This is a genomic window from Methanofollis liminatans DSM 4140 (assembly GCF_000275865.1).
GTDB classification, from domain to species: Archaea; Halobacteriota; Methanomicrobia; order Methanomicrobiales; family Methanofollaceae; genus Methanofollis; species Methanofollis liminatans.
Genome location: NZ_CM001555.1, coordinates 22,084 through 40,784 on the forward strand (window position 1 = coordinate 22,084; position 18,701 = coordinate 40,784).

The following is an 18,701-nucleotide window of genomic DNA, read 5'->3' on the forward strand; positions in this document are numbered from 1 at the left end:
GAAGATGCGATACAACGAATAGCGAAGTTCGCCTCTGCCCGGGAGTTGCACCCCCGGACCCCCCGCACACGATTGCCCCCGGATATACGGGGACGGGGAGGCCGGAGCGTCTGGGGATGAAAATGCTGGATGGACGGGCTCGAGTGGAGCAGAAAAAGAGCGGGGAGAGAGATCCACACCCTCACTCGGTGATCATCGTCCCGACGCCGGCGTCGGTGAAGAGTTCGAGGAGGATCGTGTGGGGCTTGTTCCCGTTGACGATATGGGCGTGGGGCACCCCGCCGCGCACCGCCCTGACGCAGGAGCCGATCTTCGGGATCATCCCCTCGGAGATCGTGCCGTCGGCCATCAGGTCCTCGGTCTCGGTGACGCGGAGACGGCGGAAGACCTGCGTGCGCTCCTTGTCCATCACGCCGTCGACGTCGGTAAGGTTGATCAGTTTGAAGGCGCCGAGGGCGACGGCGATCTCGCCGGCCGCCGTGTCAGCGTTGATGTTAAGGCTGCGACCGGCCCGGTCGATGGCGATCGGGGCGACCACGCCGATATAGTTGTTCTTCAGCAGGGTGTCCAGGATCTCCGGGTTGATCCGCTCGATTTCGCCGACATAGCCGAGGTCGACCTCGTGCTCCTCGTCGCCGATCACGACCTTTTGCTTGCCGATCTTCTTCGCCATGATCAGGTTGCCGTCGTTACCCGAGAGCCCGACCCCGAGAGCACCGCACCGGGCGACCAGGGAGACGATGCCGTCGTTGATCTTGCCGACGAGCACCATCTGGGCGATCTCCAGGGTCTCGTCGTCGGTGATCCGCAGCCCGCCGACGAACTTCGGCTCCTTGCCCAGGGCCTTCATCTTCTCGGTGATCTCGGGGCCGCCGCCGTGGACCAGGACGACCCGCATCCCGACATAGTGGAGGAGGATGGCGTCCTTGATCGCGTTCATCAGCACTTCCTCGTCGACCATCGCATGGCCGCCGAGCTTGATCACGATCGTCTGGCCGTGGAACTGCTGGATGTAGGGCAGCGCCTCCATCAACACTTCTTCGCGCTTCATGTGGTGTACTTCCCGTTGATCTCGACGTATTTCTCGGTGAGGTCGCAGCCCCAGGCCGCGGCCGAACCCTCGCCCTCGCCGATCGCGAGAGTGAAGACCACGCGGCGGCCGTGCATCGCCGCCTTCGCCCGCACCAGGTCTGAGACGATGACGCCGTCCCTGACAAGGGGGGTCTCGGCCTCGCCCTCGCCGATGGTGAGGGAGACGGCGTCAGGATCGAAACGCACGCCGGCGCGCCCGGCGGCGGCGATCACGCGGCCCCAGTTCGGGTCCTCGCCGTAGACCGCCGTTTTCACCAGGGACGATCCCACGACCGTCCTGGCGACGGCCTCGGCCGCCTCCTCGTCGACCGCACCCGAAACCCGCACCTCGATCAGCTTTGTGGCACCCTCGCCGTCGGCGGCGATCTGCTGCGCAAGCGAGGCGCAGCATGCCTGGAGAGCGGCGTCGAACTCAGCCTGCGGCACCCTGCCGGCGGCACCCGTCGCCGTGCAGAAGGCGCAGTCGTTCGTGCTCTCGTCGCCGTCCACCACGACGCGGTTGAAGCTCCGCCGCACTGCCAGTCGCAGGGAGGTCTGCAGGTCGGCGGCGCCGATCTCGGCGTCGGTGTAGATGACGCCGATCATCGTGCCCATGTTCGGGGCGATCATCCCGCTCCCCTTGCAGATCCCGCCGACCGAAAAGCCGTCGGCCTCGATGAGAGCATGCTTCTCCACCAGATCGGTGGTCATGATGGCGCGGGCCGCCGCTGTCTCGGCCGCGGCCGAGTGCTCGAGGAGCGGGACGACCTCTTTGCACTGTCGCCCGATCCGCTCGAGGTCCAGGTACCGGCCGATCACGCCGGTGCTGGCGATCCCGATCCGGTCGGCCTCGATCCCGAGGGCACCGGCAGCGATCCGGCTCATCTCGACGGCGTCCGCGTAGCCCTTCTTCCCGGTGTAGGCGTTTGCGCACCCGGAGTTCACGACGATCGCCTCAAGCCGCCCGGCCGCAATACGCTCGCGCATCAGGTTCACCGGGGCGGCAGAGACCAGGTTGGAGGTGAAGGTCGCCGCAGCGGTGCCGCTGGCGCGGATGATGGCGAGGCCGTACTTCCCCTCCTTTATGCCTGCCGCCTCGACGCCCTCGATGGCGCAGATACTCCTCATTCCACCCCACCTTCCTCGGAGAACGAGGCGCCAAGACCCTGCACGATGTCCCGGCGGGCGACGATCCCGACAAGGCGGCCGTTTTCGACGACCGGGAGGCGGGCGACGCCCTCCTTCAGCATCACGGCCGCCGCCCGATCGATCTCCTCGTCAGGGGAGATGACGATCGCCGGCATCGACATCACCCTCCGCACCTTCACCTCGCCGACATCTGAGAGCGCCGCCCTCGTCTTCTCCCAGTTGATCGCCTCCCTGATCGGCACCTCGATGAACTCGAGGGGGGAAGGGAGCCAGAGATCGCTGGAGAGATCGCCGGTCTTGAGCAGGGCGAGAATATCGGCCTCGGTGACCATGCCGACAACCCCGTTCTCATCGACGACAGGGAGTCCGCTCACATTGTGCCGCCGCAGGAGCGACGCCGCCCGGCGCACCGTTTCCTCGGGCGAGACGGTGACCGGGTCTACAGTCATGATTTCACGCACTTTCATCTGATTCATCTCCTTACGGGAGGCACGGGGGCACTTTCAGCCCGTCATTTTCGGCATAGCCGCACATGATGTTCATATTCTGGATCGCCTGCCCTGCAGCGCCCTTGACCAGGTTATCGATAGCCGAGACGACGACGACTCGTTCGCCCTCGCTCTCCACCCCGATGTCGCAGAAGTTGCTCCCCCGCACCGCGGAAAGGGTGGGCTTCTGGAGGCGGACGAAGTACTCGCCCTGGTAGAAGTGGCGGTAGAGCGCCTCCACCTCTTCCTGCCCCATCGGCTCTTTCAGGATGATGTGCGCCGTCGTCAGGATCCCGCGGTTCACCGGGACGAGGTGCGGCGTGAAGAAGCAGTGCGCCGACGATCCCAGGGCGGCGAGTTCCTGCTTCATCTCGGCGAGGTGCCGGTGCGACGTCCACTTGTAGGCGTTCACGCCGTCGGCCACGTTCGGGTAATGGGTGGTCGCCGAGGGGTTGTCTCCCGCGCCCGAGACACCGGTCTTGGAGTCGTAGATCACGTAGGCCGCCTGCCTGGCGAGCGGCGCCGCCGCAAGGGTCGCACCCGTAGGGAAACACCCAGGGTTCGAGACGAACTGCTTCCCCCGGACCTCGTCGCGGCGGAGCTCGGGGATGCCGTACGGCGCTTCGAAGTAGTCGGTGTGGGGGACGCCATAGACGGCCTCGAAGACCGCCTTTGGCAGCCGGTAGTCGGCCGAGAGGTCGACGACCCGCGCCCCGCCCTCAAGGAGAGCGCCGGCATAGTTCATTGCCGCGGTGTGCGGCACCGCCAGAAAGACGAAGTCAGCGTCGATATCCCCGGGAGCAGGGTTTGAGAAGGCGAGATCGGTATAGCCCCGCAGGTGCGGGTGCTGGGAGGAGACGGGACGGCCCTCCAGTGCACGCGAGGTCGCCGTGACCACTTCAGCCTCAGAATGAGTCTGGAGGAGGCGGATCAGTTCACCGCCGGCATAGCCCGACGCCCCTACGATTGCGACATCCATACAGGAGATATACCGGAGAAAAAACTTAATGCTTTGCCGGTCAGGGGGAGGAGACCTACCTCAGGCAGGTAAGGGATGCGATGCGGCGTCGAAGAGCAGGCCGGCCAGGCGATCGATCCCCTCCCGGTTCTCAAGCCCGGCGAGCAGGTCGGGAGGGAGCGCGCTCACGCCGAATTTCGCACCGATATAGGCCCCGCAGATGAAGGCGATCGTGTCGGTGTTCCCACCGATGTTCGCCGCCACGTACAGGAGGTTTGCAGGGTCGCTGTACCGCCCCATCAGGAAAAAGGCGATCGGGACGGTCTGGTAGATGGAGACGTCGCTCCCGATGGAGGGAAGGGCGCCTTCAAGGCTGATCCCCTCCTGTTCGAGCCCAAGAGCACGGCCGATCCGCCTCCCGAGTTCGGGATCCTCGGCCGCCGCACAGCGCACCGCCGCGGCGAAAGGTTCCCGTTCGCCATGGACGGCGCTGGCGAGGAGGGCGGCCACCGTCACCGCCCCGGCGTGGGCGACCGGGTTCGTGTGCGTGACCGAACAGGCCTTCACCAGGCGGCCGGAGCGCTCCACCGCGTCGCTGTACCGGAGGGCGAACGGCACGGCAAGGGGGATGCACCCCGAGGTATCGGAGCTGACGCCGCTTTTTTCGATCCCGCAGGTGAGGAGATGTTCGCAGGCCGACATCACCGATCCGTCCGGGAAGCGGAGATCGCCCTCCATGCAGAGCCGCGCCAGATCGGCGGCATAACGCTCCTCCGAATAGTTCCCGGAGGCGATCAGGCCTGCGACCAGGAGCATGATCTGGGTGTCGTCGGTGTACTGGCCGGGCTCCAGATGGGCGTTCGGATGCCATTTCCAGGCCCGGCGATAGCCCTGGTACATGTGGGAGAGGTTCATCGCCGCACTCTCACCGGGCATGCCGAGTGCGTCGCCGATGGCGGCCCCGAGCATGCAGCCCCTGAAGCGGTCCAGCATTATTCCCGTATGGAGTGGAGGAGAAGATAAGCCCTTCGAAAAACCGGGAGGAAGACCACCACACAGAATTTGAGATCCAATTCTCCTTTTTGTCCAATAAAATAGAATATTAAGCACAAATGTATCGCAAAAATATGACAAAAAGATACTATTATCTGCAGAGGGCACGCACCCGCATGCATGGACCCGGAGATCACCGAGATCACCGTTCTCCCGGGGAGGGACAAGAACGGCATGCAGGAGACCTTCGATCGGATCGTGATCAGACCTGGCGAAACGCTCTCCATCGTCGGCCCCACCGGATCGGGCAAGAGCGCCCTTATCGGGGACATCGAGATCTTCGCCAGGGAGGATACGGCCACCGGCAGGACCGTTCTGGTCAACGGGGGGATGCCACCCGAGGATCTCGTGCGGGACCCATCAAAAAAACCGGTCGCCCTGATCACCCAGAACACGAAGTGCCTCGCCGATCTCACGGTGCAGGAGTTCCTCTCGATGCATGTGCGGTCGAGACGGATCGAGCGTGACGGGATCGTTGCGGAGACGATCGCCCTCGCAAACGAGTTCACCGGCGAAGAGATCACCGCCGGCGCACGGATGACCGCGCTCTCGGGCGGCCAGACGCGCTCGCTGATGGTAGCCGACGCCATCACGATCGGCAACACCCCGATCATCATCCTGGACGAGGTCGAGAACGCCGGTATCTTCAAGGACCGGGTGATCGAGACCCTCAGGGCATATGGAAAAGCGGTCATCTTCGTCACGCACGACCCTCTCGTTTCCCTGATGTGCGACCGGCGGATCGTGATGCGCAACGGCACCGTGACAAAGATCATCGAGCGCGACGGGGAGGAGGAAAAGGCCCTTGCCGCCATCAGAAAAATGGACGGGATCCTTTCTGCCCTGAGAGAGCGGATCCGCGCCGGCGAGTCGATCACCGAAGCCGCATTCGCCTCATGAAACTGATCGTCATTGCCGGTCCCCCCTCGGCGGGCAAGACGGCGGTCGTCAGGCAGATCGTCCGCAACCTTCGGGCGACGGCGGCGATCGCCTACCTGAAGATCGATGTCGTGCGCGCCTTCGAGGACGAGGAACTGAAGGAGGAGTTCGGCATCCCGGCGCGGAAGGTCTATTCAGGCGACCTCTGCCCTGACCATGCAGGCATCATGGTGATGCGGGACGCAATCGCCTGGGCCGCCGGCGAGGGCGCCGATATCCTGATCGTCGAGTCGGCCGGGCTCTGCCTCCGCTGCTCGCCCTACCTCACGCAGTCCCTCGGGATCGTCGTCATCAGTGCGGTCTCGGGCACGCATGCCCCCCTCAAGATGGGCCCGATGATCGCCCTTGCCGACGTGGCGGTGGTCACCAGGATCGACCTGGTCTCGCAGGCCGAGAAGGAGGTCTTCCGCGAGCGTATCCTTGAAGTGGCGCCGGGGATCGAGATCGTCGAGACAAACGCCCTCCAGGGCACCGGCATGCGCTATCTCATCCGCAGGATCGAGGAGGCCGGGGAGATCGAGGACGAAGAGACGATCGAGGTCCGCGGCGTCCCGCCCCTCGGGGTCTGCACTATATGTGTCGGGAAGAGGGAGATCGGGTGGCAGCGCCACTTCGGCGTCGTCAGGAAACTCGACGGCGCCGACTGGATCTTCAGGGGGGAGTGAATGGCCTGGCAACCTCCCGGGAAGAACTGCGGGCTCTGCGGTGCGAAGACCTGCCGAGCGTTTCTGGAGATGGTCAGGTCAGGGGAGCGGTCGTATCCTGACTGCCCGTTCTATCAGGAGACGGGTGGCGAACAGGCGGCGCAGGACCTCCGCGATATCCTCGGCAACCCCTATGACTTCGTCCTCGATCCCGCCCCTGGCGAGCCCTCGGCGCGCAAGATCGTCCTGCCGTTCCGCCCCGACCTCGTCGAGAGATGGGGGATCGCAGAGGGGGAGATCGTGCTCGGGCGCCCGATGGGGGCAGGGTGCCCGGTCCAGCATGTCCTGCGGGTGATCGACGCCAACCCGGTGACCGGCGTCCTGACGACCCATGTCGTCGGCCCGGCCTTCTCGCGGGGCGCCTCCTGTCACGACGTCCAGGCCTACCACATGATCGGTTTCGAAGGGCTTGCCCGCGTGATACGCCGCCCCCCGACCTTCGGGATGCGCCAGCGCTTCCTCCCGGGGTTCTGCATGATGGCCCTCACCCATACCGGCGTTACCAATATGGTGATCGAGCGTCCAGAGGGACTCTTGATCCGGGTGGAGGACATCAGAATATGAGAAGGATCGAGGAGATCGGGGAGCGGATCAGGGGCGGAGACGCCGTCGTGCTCACCGCCGCAGACCTCAAGAAGCGGATCCGCGAGGGTGAGCGGCTGACGCCCGGGGATGTGGATGTGGTTACCTGCGGCACCTGCGGGGTGATGTCGGGCACGGCGGCGATCCTCTCCCTCCCGGTGACCGAACCCGGAGTCTTCTCCCGCGCCGAATCGGTGCGCCTGAACGGGGTCCCGGCGTTTCCCGGCCCCTGCCCGAACGAACGGCTCGGCCTTGTCGACCTGATCGTCTACGGGACGGCGCAGGCCGGGCCCCGCTATGGCGGTGGTCATCTTTTCGCCGATCTTGTGGCAGGAAAGGCGATCGAGGTCGAGGTCGCCGCCGGCGGACGGGAGTACGCGAGAACGGTCACCATCGACGAGTGCAATGCCGCACGGCTGTTTACCACGAGGAGCGCCTTCAAGAACTATACCGCCTACGTGAACCGGGAGCACTCCGTTGTCAGGACAATCTTCTCGACCGGAGGGCTCCTCGGCCCCTGCAGGGAGGCCTCGGTCAGCGGGTGCGGGGAGATCAACCCGATCGAGAACGATCCCGCCCTGCGATTCATCAGGCCAGGGAGCCGCGTGCTCGTGAACGGCGCACCCGGTTTTGTGATGGGCGAGGGCACGCGCTCTTCAAAGGAGCGCCCGAACATCATGGCCTTCGCCGAGATCAGGGAGATGGATTCCCGCTACTGCGGGGGGTTCGTCACCTCGGCAGGGCCCGAGTGCATCACGGCGATCGCAACGGCGATCCCGGTCCTCGACCGGGCCGCTCTCGATGCACTCTCCGTGCTCGACGAGGGAATCCCGTTGCCGGTGGCCGACATCAACGATCGCCGGCCCTTCGCCCTTGCCGATTACGGCCAGGTATGGCAGGGCACCGACCGGCACGTGACCTACGATATCGCCGCCTGCGCCTTCTGCGAGCACTGTGCCGCCGGGGCGGTCTGCCCGACCGGGGCCTTTATGACCGGGAAAGGGATCGATCCCGGCCTGTGCGTCTCATGCGGCGCCTGTGCCTCGTCCTGCACCGGCGGGGCCGTACAGGCCGACCTCGGCGCCATCGCCCTCGACGGTGTGAGGGTCCCGATCACCCTCCGCCAGTCAGACCGGAACCGCGCCGAGACCCTCTGCGCAGACCTCAGGGAGAGGATCCTGGACCATAGATTCCCGATACCATGATGGAGAGATGATATGCGACCCTATACCCTGCTCTGCCCTGACTGCGGGCAGAGAATGGAAGACCATTACACCCTGTCCTGCCCGGCCGGGTGCAATGCCCTGATCCGCACCGTCTACCTGAAGCGGACCCTCGACCTCAGAAAAGAACCCGGCATATTCCGCTTTGCAGACTGGCTCCCGGTCGAGGGGACGATCCCCTCGCCGGCCGGACCGGTCACCTACCGCTCGGAGGGGCTTGCACGGGACCTCGGGATGAAGAACCTCTGGATCGGTTTTTCCGGCTACTGGCCTGAGCGGAACGCAGAGATCGCGACCTGCTCGTTCAAGGAGCTCGAGGCCCTGCCGACGGTGGTGCGGATGAAGGAGACCGGGAGGGGGACGCTCGTCATCGCCTCGGCCGGCAATACAGGCCGGGCCTTCTGCCAGACCGCCGCCGTCACCGGGATCCCGGTCGTGGTGGTGGTGCCGTCGGCCGCCGCGGAGAGGCTCTGGACGACGAGGGAGACGGAGAAGGTCTGCCTGGTCACGGTGGACGGCGACTATTCCGACGCCATCGCCGCCGCAAACGATCTCTGCACGCATGCCGGCCTCGTCCCGGAGGGCGGGGCGAAAAACGTCGCCCGCAGGGACGGCATGGGCACGGTGATGCTCGACGCCGCCGTGACGATCGGGCGGATCCCCGATCACTACATTCAGGCGGTCGGGAGCGGGACCGGGGGGATCGCCGCATGGGAAGCGGCGATGCGGCTGATCGGCGACGGGCGCTTTGGCGGCGCCCTCCCCCGCCTCCACCTCGCCCAGAACGCCCCCTTCGTCCCGATGGTCAGTGCGTGGCGGGCAGGACGGCGGAAGATCCTCCCTGAGACCGACATGCGGGATGCGCGATCGGCGATCGCCGCCGTGTACGCCGATGTGCTGACCAACCGGAACCCGCCGTACGGGGTGGGCGGCGGTGTCTTCGACGCCCTCACGGCGACCGGCGGGGCGATGTATGCGGTGGAGAACCGGGATGCCCGCGACGCGGAGAAGAGGTTTGTCGAGGCAGAGGGGATCGATCTCGACCCCGCCGCCGCCGTTGCGGTCGCCGCCCTCATCCAGGCGGTGGAGACCGGGGAGATCGATCCCCATTCGACCGTCCTGCTCAACATCACCGGCGGCGGCTACGAACGGGCGGCCGAGGACCACGATCAGATCGTCGTCAGGCCCGCTTTTCAGGTCGCCGCAGGAACAGGGGCAGGCGATATCGCCGCCGACGTCCTCTCGTGGGTGAAGCGCCATGCATGAAGAGGGCGTATGCGACCTGCTGAAGGCGTCAGGGATCGACCTCGCCCTCACCCTCCCCTGCGACCGGGCCGGCGACCTCTGCTTCCTCCTTCCAGAGCGGATCCGCACCGTCGGGCTGAACCGCGAGGAGGACGGGGTCGGCATCGCCGCCGGCGCCGTCCTGGCAGGGCTCAGGCCGGTCGTCGTTATCCAGAGTTCAGGCCTCGGGAACATGCTCAACGCCGTCATGTCCCTTACGGTCACCTTCGGTCTTCCCCTGCCGGTCCTTGCGAGCTGGCGCGGGGTGTACAGGGAGCAGATCCCGGCGCAGGTCCCGTTCAACAGCCGTCTGCCCGCCCTCCTCGACGCCCTCGAGATCAGGCACACCGAGATCATGGAGGCCGGCGACCTCGGGCGAATAGAAGAGGTGATCGAGGACGCCTTTACCCACAAGAGGCCGCATATCGCCCTGATCTCGCCGCGGGTCTGGGAGGGGGAGAGGTGCACCGCAGGCTGCAGGGAGGCGCCGGAGCGGGCCAGGACCTCGGCCCTCACCTACCGGCGCGAGATCCCGGAGCCCTCGATGGCGAGGTACGACGCAATCCGGGCGATCGTCCCGCACCTTGCAGACGCCGCCGTCGTCGCCAACATCGGCGTCCCGAGCAAGGAACTCTATGCGGCCGGCGACAGACCGCTCGCCTTCTATATGCTCGGCTCCTACACCCAGGCATCGGCCGTCGGCCTCGGGATCGCCCTCGGGACGAAACGGAGGGTCGTGGTGCTGGACGGCGACGGGAGTCTCCTCGGCAGCGCCGTCCTCCCGGTGATCGCCGCCAGAGCGCCTGAGAACCTCACGATCGTCTGCCTGGACAACGGGGCCTTCGGGTCCACCGGCAACCAGCCCACCTGCGCCGCCACAGGGGCCGACCTCGAACTCATGGCACGGGCCGCGGGCTTTACGAGGACATGGAAGGCATCAGAGCCGCGGGGCATCGGGGAGGCGATGGCAGCCGCAGCAGGGGGCGGCCCGAACTTCATCCACGTGATCATCAGGCCGGAAAACGCCACCGTGCCGAATATACCCCTCTCCCCTGAGGCGATCAGGGACCGGTTCATGGCGGCGCTGCAGGAGCCCTGACCCCTTTTTTCAGACCAGCACCGTCGTGATCAGCGGAATAGTCACGAGCGAGCAGATCGTCGAGACAAAGACGACCTGCGACGCCAGCCGCGCGTCGGCACCGTATTCCTCCGCGAAGATCGAGGTGTTTGCGGCGGCCGGCATCGCGGCCAGGGTGATCAGCACGCCGAAGATCAGGGGGTCAGCGACAAAAGGGTGAAGAAGGAACCAGAACACCACCGGAACCAGGAGGAGGCGGACGAAACTCGCAAGCGCCGTCCGCCAGTTCCCGATCATCTCGCCGGCAGGGAAAGTGGCGAGCAGCGCCCCGACGATGATCATCGCAAGGGGCGTGGTGACGTTCCCCAGGATCTCGATCGAGTCGATGAAGGGCGAGGGGATCTCCACCGATCCAAGGAAGAGAAGAAACCCGATCACCGAGGCCACGATGCCGGGGTTGAGCAGCATCCGCGGGTCGAACCCCTCGCTCCGCCCCCTGGTCATCATGGCGATGCCCACCGAGAAGACGAGGATGTTGAAGACCAGATTGAAGATGGCGACAAAGAAGAGCGCATCGCTCCCGTAGATGGCGCCAATGAGGGGGAAACCCATAAACCCGACATTGCCGAAGACGACGGCGAACAGGTACACCCCCTGTTCGCGTGGCGATCTGGAGAGTGTCCGTGAAACAAGCCAGGCAAAGAAGAAAGAAAAAATATAGAGAATGCCGGTGAGGATCAGCAACTCCCCGGTTTCAGCGAGGCGGGTCGAAGAGAAAGGCACCTGCATGGAGGCGACGATCAGGGCCGGAATGGTGACGTTGATGAGGAACCCCGAGATTTTCCTGGTCGAGTGCCGGTCCAGGATGCCGGCGGCAAGGGCGATATAGCCGGCGGCGATGAGCAGGACCAGAATAAAGATCTGGTCGGCCACGGTCAAAAACTCCATCAGCATCCCGTCCATCCAGCACAACCCCGTCTGTCCTCAAAGATGAGCCCTCATCACCCATTACCCTTCTGCCTGCAGAGAGGAGGGGCCAGGAGCGTTCTCCTCTCCAGAACAGGAGGTGAGAGAACCCGGGAAAACTCCTCACATGAACCGTACAGGACGATGCACAGGGTGAAAAAAATACAAAATATTTGCAGCGAATGGATCAGAGCGATCAGAGCAGAAACGTTGGATTAATCAAATAAGAGCGTTAAAACATCGCATCAGCACACAAATGAGAGATTGTCTAAAAAAGCAGCAGGTAGAGGCGAACAAGGAGTGGTAGAATCTAGATCCTGAAAATTTCAACCGTTATCGCCATTGATCGGAATATAATATGATATTATTTATATTATTAATGATTTAATCCCAATGCGGCTCCAGAACCGATTTTTAGATTCAATATCGTGCAAATATTTATATACAAGATAGTCGATTAGGGTTCAGGCTCTACACCTTACGGCTGAGATCGTCCGGGGGGGACAGATCATGCTGATGAGCAGAGGCAGCAGTTCGCGCCTTATGAGGAAAGTAAGGACTTCTGCTGTCGGAATATGGTTTCATGCGTAGATATACCGCAGGAAAACCCTATCATAGCGCATCATCCGCCAGTACCCCCGGAAAATCGTCAAATCATTGATTGGTATCATGTCGGGGGATCACGAATGATGAAAACAGAAGCGACAATACAGTTTCATAGGGACAGCATACCCATAGACCTGGCGACCTACAAATCATCTGCCTGGGAGGGCCCAAAACGTACGCTTGCGGCGATTCCCTGCTACAACGAGGCAGTCACCATCGGGTCGATCATACTGAAAGCCCGGAAATATGTCGACGAAGTCCTTGTGGTCGATGACGGTTCCTCCGACGACACCGCCGAGATCACCAGAGCCGCCGGTGCAGTTGTCGTCTCGCACGAGAAAAACCAGGGCTATGGGGCGGCGCTCAAGTCCTGTTTCCAGTACGCAAAGGATCACAACATCGACCAGATGGTGATCCTGGACGGTGACGGCCAGCATGATCCCGCCATGATACCCGGGTTCCTCGCCTCTCTTGCCGAGGAGAACGCAGACATCGTCATCGGTTCCCGTTTCATGCAAAAGAGCCAGAACATACCGGGCTACCGCGTTCTGGGAATGAAAATCCTCGATCATGCCACGGCAATGGCCGGGAGCACCGGGGTGACCGACTCACAGAGCGGCTACCGGGCGTACAGCCGCAGCGCGATCGAACGGATCAGGATCACCGGGGGCGACATGAGCGCCGGATCGGAGATCCTGACACAGATGGCTGAGAAAGGCCTGAAAAGCGTGGAGATCCCGATCACCGTCAGATATGATCTCGAAAACACCTCTTCACAGAACCCGGTCGTGCACGGCATCGGCGTGCTCACCAACCTGATGGGAATTATCTGTTACAAACAGCCGATGCTCACGTTCTGCCTCTTCGGGCTCATACTTGCAGGCGCCGGCATCGCTGTGGGAGCGTGGGCATACTCGACCTATTCGGCGACCCTGATATTCCCCTATCTGCAGTCGGTGCTGAGCGTATTTTTGAGCATCACCGGGCTGCTCCTGATCACCTCAGGGCTCACCATCAATACGCTCGTCCAGATGATCAGGGCAAAGGAGTCATGATCTCTTTTTGAAAGCGGCTCTGTGACCGGAAGAAAAGAGGGGGGGAAATACATGGAGATATTACGGGTTGCAAGCGACCTCTATCCATACATAACAGGAGGAAATGCGATTCATGCCCATGAGATGTCTGCAATGCAGGCTGAAATGGGACACCGGGTGACGGTATTCACCCTGCCGCCGCGCCAGATGACGGCACCGGAGCCGGCCGAAGGCTACGTGCGTGTCGAGTACCCCGTCTCCTTCAGGGTGCTGGGCAACTCATTCAACCCGCGGCTCCTCGTCGAACTGATGAGGGGGAGAAACCATTACGACATTATCCATGCGCATTCGCACCTGTATTTATCCACCAACTTCTGTGCGGCCGTCAAAAAGTTCGGGTCCGCCCCGCTGATCATCACAAATCACGGCATTATGTCCAGCAGCGCACCCGAATGGGTGAACAACGGCTACATGAGAACGCTCGGGCGGGCAACCCTCAATGCCGCCGACCGGATCATCTGCTATACCCCGCTTGAGAAGCAGAGGTTCGTCGATGAGTTCGGCATAGACCAGGATAAGATCGAGTTGATCCCGAACGGGATCGATCCCGGGATGTTCTCTCCGGCGCCGCACCCGGCCGGCGACGAACGGACGGTCCTCTTTGTCGGACGCCTGGTTCCCGGAAAGGGGGCTCATTTTCTCATCGAAGCGGCGCATATCCTGAGAGAGCGCTACCCGGATCTGAAGTTCGTGCTGGTGGGGGACGGCCCGGGAAAACCTGAGATAGAAAACCTGATCGCACGCTACGGGCTGCAGGAGAGCGTTTCGCTCAGAGATTTCTCCCGGTACGATGAGATGCCCGAGATCTACCGGCGATCGTCCATATTCGTCCTGCCGAGCCTGTACGAAGGTGTGCCAAGGACGATGCTCGAAGCGATGTCCTGCGGGCTTCCGGTCATCATCTCGGATTTCCCTCACCTGAAAGATATCGTCCAGAACGCCGGTCTGATGTTCCCGAAGGGAGACGTCCGGGCCCTCGTCGACGCGGTGGCAACAGTCCTCGAAGACGAGAACATGGCAAGAGATTTCGGCAGAAACGGCAGGTACAAGGTCATTAACAACTATTCCTGGAGAAAAACCGTCGAGTTGACCTGCAAACTCTACGAAGACACCCTCGAGTCGATAAACCTGAGGAGAAGAAGGAAGTTGCCGGGAATCTTCGGGTACCACGTTCCTGAACACGAATGACAGAACCGCTCCTGTCGGTTCATCCTATCCGGAGGTTGCAGAGATGAGAATCGGATATTTCACCCAGACCTTCCCGTACAAAAACCTTGAGACCGGGGACCTGACAGAGCCTTATATCGGGGGCGGCGTCGAGATGGTGGCCTACCATCTGGCCCGCCAGATGGCGGCACGGGGGCACGAGATCTCGATCTTCACCACCGCCATCGGGCCCGATACGGTCGTCGAGGACTACCCCGGCATCACCGTCATTCGGTACGGCAGGCGTTTTTCAATCGGGCACAGTCCATTCTCCCCGGAAATCCTTTACAGGCCGTTTTTTTCAGGGGAGCGACCCGACATCGTCCACGCACATATGGGCAACCATCCTGCACCCCTGATCGGATGCCTCTATGCCGGGAGAGAGACGCCGTTTGTCGTCACCTATCACGGGGATTACTCGAGTGGTTTTGGCGGTCCAGGCCGCCGCCTCGGCGTGTACCTGCAGAACGCATTCCTCTGTAAAAAACTGCTCGCCAGGGCCGACACGATCATCGCCCTTTCAAAGGAGCAGTCAGGCCAGTCCGATTACCTCAGGGATTTCCACAGCAAGATCAGACATATCCCGAACGGTGTCGCCATCGAGGATTTCTGTACGCCGTACTCGAAGGCTGAATGCATAAGGCGGCTTGGACTCCCGGAAACAGGCAGGATCGTCCTTTTTGTCGGAGGCCTGACACCGGTGAAAGCACCTGACGTGCTGATCAAGGCGATGAAGCATGTCGTTGAGGAGTTCCCCGACGCATACCTGGTCTTCGTCGGCGACGGTCAGATGAAAGGAGAACTCGTCAGGCTATGCCGGAGTTCCGGCGTCGAGGACCGTGTCAGGTTTGCGGGGTTCGTCACCGAAGAGGAGAAGACCCTCTATTATAATGCAGCCGAGATATTTGTTCTTCCGTCTGTGCTGACCTCGGAGTCGTTCGGCATCGTTCTGCTCGAAGCGTCGGCCGCATCCCTCCCTCTCGTCGTGAGCGATCTCGAATGTTTCAGGGCGATCGTTGAAGAAGGATATAACGGGGTGTGCGCACATTGCGGTGACCCGGCAGATCTTGCCGATCGGATCCTCTCTCTCCTGAAAAACGATGAGGTGCGCGATCGCATGGGAAAAAACGCAAGGAAAAAAGCAGAGGCGTTCCGCTGGGAGAAAGTTGCGGAGATGACAGAGGATGTTTATGCAGGACTCATCGGCGGGTGAAGCAGGGAGCCGCACCATCGGTGTCCTCACCTTCCCGATCGCACAGGCCGGCACCATTCCGCTCTCGCACCTCATGGAGATCACCTGCTCCCTCTCAGGGGGTCGGCCCTCCCTGATCACCGGCAACGACGGCTACATCGCATTTTCCAGCGACGAACGGTTCAGAACCTTCGGTATATCCCACGAGGAAGCGAAAAGCCCGATTGCAAGGGCGATCAGGTTTCTGGCGACCCAGGTGAAGATCTCGCGCAAGGTTGTGCAGATCAGGGACGTGGACGTATGGATCTTCTTTATCGGCGGCGATCTCCTCCTGCTGCCGATGCTGACCGCACGAATCCTCCGCAAAAAGGTGCTCCTCATGTTTGCGGGGTCGGCGATCGAAAAGTCCCGGAGTTCGGGGGGCAGGTTCGGGCATACGATCAGGGCGCTGACCTGCCTCACATCGACGCTGGCCACCGGGGTCGTCCTGTACGCCCACGGCCTCGTCGAGGAATACCACCTGGAGCCTTTTGAGGCAAAGGTGCATATCGCCCATGAGCATTATATCGACTTCGGGAGGTTTCACCTGGAAAAAAGTATGGATGGGCGCGAACCGCTGATCGCGTTCATCGGAAGGTTCAGCGAGGAGAAGGGGGTGAGAAATTTCGTTCAGGCCGTGCCGTCAATTCTGGAAGCACTCCCTGAGGCCAGGATCCTGATCGGGGGGAGCGGCCCTCTCGAGGGCGAACTTCAACAGCAGATCGCTGCCATGAACATTCAGGATCGGGTGCGGATCGAGGGATGGATCCCGCATGAGAAACTTCCGGAATATTTAAACAGGATCAGGCTGATCACTCTGCCATCCTATACCGAAGGGCTCCCCAACCTGATGCTTGAAGCGATGGCGTGCGGAACGCCGGTCGTTGCCCATGCCGTGGGTGTGATACCCGAGATCGTACAGGACGGCCGGACCGGTTTTATCATGAACGACAACTCCCCCGCTTGTATCGCCCTGAACGTAATCAGGGCGTTTCGCCATCCAGACCTCGAAACAATCGCAGCACAGGGCATGCATCACGTAGAAAAGGAGTTCGGTTTCGAAGCCGCAGTCCAGAAATGCTCCATGGCCCTGAAGCGGATGTGCGGGTGATATCACGGCGCTCGATCTCTCTCGATTCATCAATCATGTTGACCGGAACCTGGCGATCCTTGGCGTCGCCGGCTCGATCCTTCTCATCGTGTACGTCATGGAGAACATCGGCAGGGTGATTTACGGCCTGGTCGGCGTATTCACCCTTATATCCTGCCTGATATGGCTGGTGATCAGAAAGCGCGCCGTCCTGCCCGTGCACCTGGAGGAGCACCGCCAGCCTTTGATCGTCCTGTTCTCCCTCTTCTCGATCCTTCTGGCGGCAAGCATCCTGGTCCTGCATTTCAGGCCTGAACTCTATGAAAGACCATTCCTCTATTTCATAATAACCGCGGCGATCGCCGGCATCATCGCCCTTGAAGCGCTCATCGCCCCGGAACGATATACGGCTCCGATACTGATCCAGACTGTTCTCCTGGGCCTGAGCATCGCATGGTCGCAGATCCTGATCTTTCCCGGCCTTCTGGGCGTCGATCCCTGGTTCCACCGGTATTTTACCCTGGATCTGATCGGATCGGCGTCCATACCCGCGGGGTTCAGTTACTCAAGCCTGCCGGTCTTCCACCTGATCGTCGGGACAAACGCCATCCTCACCGCCACAGACTACAAGATCGCGACGATGCTCTCTGTCGGGCTCGGACAGATCATCTGCATACCGCTTTTTCTCTTTCTTCTCGGCAAATTCCTTTTCTCCAGCAGTAAAGTAGGGTTGATGGCGGCACTGCTGGCGACACTTGCGAACCACCAGATTTACATGAGTTACTGGTCCATCCCGAACGGTCTCGCCGCGATATACATCCTGGCCATTCTGTTCCTGCTCTTCAAGACGCGGATGGAACAGTCGAAAGTTCCCTACCTTCTTTCGATCGTGGCAATGGTCCCCCTGATCCTCACGCATACGATCGGGGCGCTCGGGCTGGTGATCCTGCTGCTGCTCGGGGAGGGATTGTACTATCTCTATAACATGATCAGACCGGAGGACCGAGGCCCCGTATTTTTGCGCATCGCATGTGCATTTACTATAGGGATGTTCTCCTGGTGGATGTACGCCTCAAAAACATTCGGCACCCTCGTAAAACTTCTCGAGTGGGGATTTAACAGGGATATTTTTGTCGGTGAGATCAGCGTGACAACGAATGTCGCCATAGTCCCGCTCTCAGAACAGATCTTCAATAATATCGGGCTTTTCCTCTTTTTCGCCCTTTCTTTCATCGGTATCTTCTATATTCTCTCAAGAAAAAGCCATCACGTCTGGATATTTGCCTTTATCGCGCTCACGCCACTCTTCATAGGTTTTATCTCCCTTGTATCAGGCCATTCGGTAATCGAGCACAGGTGGTGGTATCTCTCCCAGATCCTGCTCGCCATTCCTCTCGCTGTATCAGTGCTGCTGGTGGCGGCCGGGACTGAGAAGAAGGGAACGGGGACCGTCGGGAAAACCCTCATGTTCACACTGATCTGCGGACTGGCGTTTTTGATGATACTGAGCCCACCTGCAAACGTGGACAACAACCTGTTCTCTCCGAACAGCGCCACAAGGGCAGCGTTCACGGATCCAGAACTTCAATCGACGATGACAATCATCGGTATGGCAGATGGAAGGATCGGCACGGATTTCTACTGGAACAGTATCTGCTCGCTTCTTCTTGACGCCCGAACCATCTCGATCGACAGTGCGCTGCAGAACAGCAATTTCATCGGGACCGGTCTGCACCTGATACTCATCAGGGATTACATTGTCCACGAACCATTCACCCTTTATAAGTATCCCTATCGGATCACCTATGATCCCGACCCCAGGCTGGGTCAGCAGGGTTTCGACACGGTCTATGACTCCCGTTCGGTCCGGCTGTACCATTCAGAAACATCCGGATCCTGAAACATCGATGGTTCAAGAGGGACCGGGTGTGGACTGCGAAAAGACTAACGATTTAGCCTGGACTCACCTTTGCGGGACG

General features: G+C 61.4%; 17 protein-coding genes. 11 read left to right on the forward strand and 6 right to left on the reverse strand.

Going from position 1 to position 18,701, the window contains the following annotated elements:
* Window positions 1-181: 181 nt before the first annotated feature.
* From argB to METLI_RS00155, 5 genes are read right to left on the reverse strand one after another with little or no spacing between them, the layout of a single operon-like run.
* Window positions 182-1,051, reverse strand: coding sequence for an acetylglutamate kinase (argB, locus tag METLI_RS00135; protein ID WP_004037004.1), 870 nt, complete (start codon window positions 1,049-1,051; stop codon window positions 182-184).
* Window positions 1,048-2,199: a bifunctional glutamate N-acetyltransferase/amino-acid acetyltransferase ArgJ gene (gene argJ / locus METLI_RS00140; RefSeq protein ID WP_004037006.1), complete on the reverse strand. Its 1,152-nt coding sequence runs from the start codon at window positions 2,197-2,199 to the stop codon at window positions 1,048-1,050. The genes argB and argJ overlap by 4 nt, the downstream gene beginning before the upstream one ends.
* Entirely contained in the window at window positions 2,196-2,687 is a 492-nt protein-coding gene (locus METLI_RS00145; protein ID WP_004037007.1) for a CBS domain-containing protein, read from the reverse strand. Before METLI_RS00145 ends, argJ begins: the two co-directional genes overlap by 4 nt.
* A 13-nt stretch (window positions 2,688-2,700) precedes the next feature.
* Window positions 2,701-3,687, reverse strand: coding sequence for an N-acetyl-gamma-glutamyl-phosphate reductase (gene argC / locus METLI_RS00150; protein WP_004037008.1), 987 nt, complete (start codon window positions 3,685-3,687; stop codon window positions 2,701-2,703).
* A gap of 60 nt (window positions 3,688-3,747) precedes the next feature.
* The gene (locus METLI_RS00155; RefSeq protein ID WP_004037009.1) at window positions 3,748-4,659 is read right to left on the reverse strand and encodes an ADP-ribosylglycohydrolase family protein; all 912 of its coding nucleotides are present in this window, start codon (window positions 4,657-4,659) and stop codon (window positions 3,748-3,750) included.
* Window positions 4,660-4,839: 180 nt separating this feature from the next.
* Between METLI_RS00155 and METLI_RS00160 the strand changes: the two genes are divergently transcribed.
* Genes METLI_RS00160 through comE form a run of 6 tightly spaced genes read left to right on the forward strand, consistent with a single transcriptional unit; the run spans window position 4,840 to window position 10,550 of the window.
* On the forward strand, window positions 4,840-5,619 hold the full coding sequence (locus METLI_RS00160; protein WP_004037010.1) for an ATP-binding cassette domain-containing protein: 780 nt from the start codon (window positions 4,840-4,842) through the stop codon (window positions 5,617-5,619).
* Window positions 5,616-6,323 (forward strand): GTP-binding protein, encoded by a 708-nt coding sequence (locus tag METLI_RS00165; RefSeq protein WP_004037011.1) that lies wholly within the window; start codon window positions 5,616-5,618, stop codon window positions 6,321-6,323. Before METLI_RS00160 ends, METLI_RS00165 begins: the two co-directional genes overlap by 4 nt.
* Entirely contained in the window at window positions 6,324-6,926 is a 603-nt protein-coding gene (locus METLI_RS00170) for a (Fe-S)-binding protein (RefSeq protein WP_004037012.1), read from the forward strand.
* Window positions 6,923-8,149: a methanogenesis marker 16 metalloprotein gene (locus tag METLI_RS00175; protein WP_004037013.1), complete on the forward strand. Its 1,227-nt coding sequence runs from the start codon at window positions 6,923-6,925 to the stop codon at window positions 8,147-8,149. Before METLI_RS00170 ends, METLI_RS00175 begins: the two co-directional genes overlap by 4 nt.
* A 12-nt stretch (window positions 8,150-8,161) precedes the next feature.
* Complete coding sequence (locus METLI_RS00180; RefSeq protein ID WP_004037014.1) at window positions 8,162-9,433, forward strand: cysteate synthase; 1,272 nt, start codon at window positions 8,162-8,164, stop codon at window positions 9,431-9,433.
* Window positions 9,426-10,550 (forward strand): sulfopyruvate decarboxylase subunit beta, encoded by a 1,125-nt coding sequence (comE, locus tag METLI_RS00185; protein WP_004037015.1) that lies wholly within the window; start codon window positions 9,426-9,428, stop codon window positions 10,548-10,550. The genes METLI_RS00180 and comE overlap by 8 nt, the downstream gene beginning before the upstream one ends.
* Window positions 10,551-10,559: 9 nt before the next feature.
* Here comE and METLI_RS00190 read toward each other — a convergent pair whose 3' ends face one another.
* Complete coding sequence (locus tag METLI_RS00190) at window positions 10,560-11,492, reverse strand: AEC family transporter (RefSeq protein WP_245529375.1); 933 nt, start codon at window positions 11,490-11,492, stop codon at window positions 10,560-10,562.
* A gap of 689 nt (window positions 11,493-12,181) precedes the next feature.
* Here METLI_RS00190 and METLI_RS00195 point away from each other — a divergent pair.
* From METLI_RS00195 to METLI_RS00215, 5 genes are all read left to right on the forward strand, one after another.
* The gene (locus tag METLI_RS00195; RefSeq protein ID WP_004037017.1) at window positions 12,182-13,156 is read left to right on the forward strand and encodes a glycosyltransferase family 2 protein; all 975 of its coding nucleotides are present in this window, start codon (window positions 12,182-12,184) and stop codon (window positions 13,154-13,156) included.
* 51 nt (window positions 13,157-13,207) lie between these two features.
* Window positions 13,208-14,383, forward strand: coding sequence for a glycosyltransferase family 4 protein (locus METLI_RS00200; protein ID WP_004037018.1), 1,176 nt, complete (start codon window positions 13,208-13,210; stop codon window positions 14,381-14,383).
* 43 nt (window positions 14,384-14,426) lie between these two features.
* Window positions 14,427-15,614: a glycosyltransferase family 4 protein gene (locus METLI_RS00205; RefSeq protein ID WP_004037019.1), complete on the forward strand. Its 1,188-nt coding sequence runs from the start codon at window positions 14,427-14,429 to the stop codon at window positions 15,612-15,614.
* Window positions 15,592-16,743 carry a glycosyltransferase family 4 protein gene (locus tag METLI_RS00210; RefSeq protein WP_048103544.1) on the forward strand — a complete coding sequence of 384 codons (1,152 nt, stop codon included), beginning with the start codon at window positions 15,592-15,594 and terminating at the stop codon, window positions 16,741-16,743. The genes METLI_RS00205 and METLI_RS00210 overlap by 23 nt, the downstream gene beginning before the upstream one ends.
* Window positions 16,744-16,840: 97 nt before the next feature.
* A complete protein-coding gene (locus METLI_RS00215; protein WP_004037021.1) occupies window positions 16,841-18,622 on the forward strand; it encodes a hypothetical protein in 1,782 nt (593 codons plus the stop codon).
* Window positions 18,623-18,701: the final 79 nt, after the last annotated feature.

Bases quoted from the DNA above. Each gene is read 5' to 3' on its own strand.
- argB (WP_004037004.1), bottom strand. From the start codon at position 1,051: ATGAAGCGCGAAGAAGTGTTGATGGAGGCGCTGCCCTACATCCAGCAG.
- argJ (WP_004037006.1), bottom strand. From the start codon at position 2,199: ATGAGGAGTATCTGCGCCATCGAGGGCGTCGAGGCGGCAGGCATAAAG.
- METLI_RS00145 (WP_004037007.1), bottom strand. From the start codon at position 2,687: ATGAAAGTGCGTGAAATCATGACTGTAGACCCGGTCACCGTCTCGCCC.
- argC (WP_004037008.1), bottom strand. From the start codon at position 3,687: ATGGATGTCGCAATCGTAGGGGCGTCGGGCTATGCCGGCGGTGAACTG.
- METLI_RS00155 (WP_004037009.1), bottom strand. From the start codon at position 4,659: ATGCTGGACCGCTTCAGGGGCTGCATGCTCGGGGCCGCCATCGGCGAC.
- METLI_RS00160 (WP_004037010.1), top strand. From the start codon at position 4,840: ATGGACCCGGAGATCACCGAGATCACCGTTCTCCCGGGGAGGGACAAG.
- METLI_RS00165 (WP_004037011.1), top strand. From the start codon at position 5,616: ATGAAACTGATCGTCATTGCCGGTCCCCCCTCGGCGGGCAAGACGGCG.
- METLI_RS00170 (WP_004037012.1), top strand. From the start codon at position 6,324: ATGGCCTGGCAACCTCCCGGGAAGAACTGCGGGCTCTGCGGTGCGAAG.
- METLI_RS00175 (WP_004037013.1), top strand. From the start codon at position 6,923: ATGAGAAGGATCGAGGAGATCGGGGAGCGGATCAGGGGCGGAGACGCC.
- METLI_RS00180 (WP_004037014.1), top strand. From the start codon at position 8,162: ATGCGACCCTATACCCTGCTCTGCCCTGACTGCGGGCAGAGAATGGAA.
- comE (WP_004037015.1), top strand. From the start codon at position 9,426: ATGCATGAAGAGGGCGTATGCGACCTGCTGAAGGCGTCAGGGATCGAC.
- METLI_RS00190 (WP_245529375.1), bottom strand. From the start codon at position 11,492: ATGGACGGGATGCTGATGGAGTTTTTGACCGTGGCCGACCAGATCTTT.
- METLI_RS00195 (WP_004037017.1), top strand. From the start codon at position 12,182: ATGATGAAAACAGAAGCGACAATACAGTTTCATAGGGACAGCATACCC.
- METLI_RS00200 (WP_004037018.1), top strand. From the start codon at position 13,208: ATGGAGATATTACGGGTTGCAAGCGACCTCTATCCATACATAACAGGA.
- METLI_RS00205 (WP_004037019.1), top strand. From the start codon at position 14,427: ATGAGAATCGGATATTTCACCCAGACCTTCCCGTACAAAAACCTTGAG.
- METLI_RS00210 (WP_048103544.1), top strand. From the start codon at position 15,592: ATGCAGGACTCATCGGCGGGTGAAGCAGGGAGCCGCACCATCGGTGTC.
- METLI_RS00215 (WP_004037021.1), top strand. From the start codon at position 16,841: ATGGAGAACATCGGCAGGGTGATTTACGGCCTGGTCGGCGTATTCACC.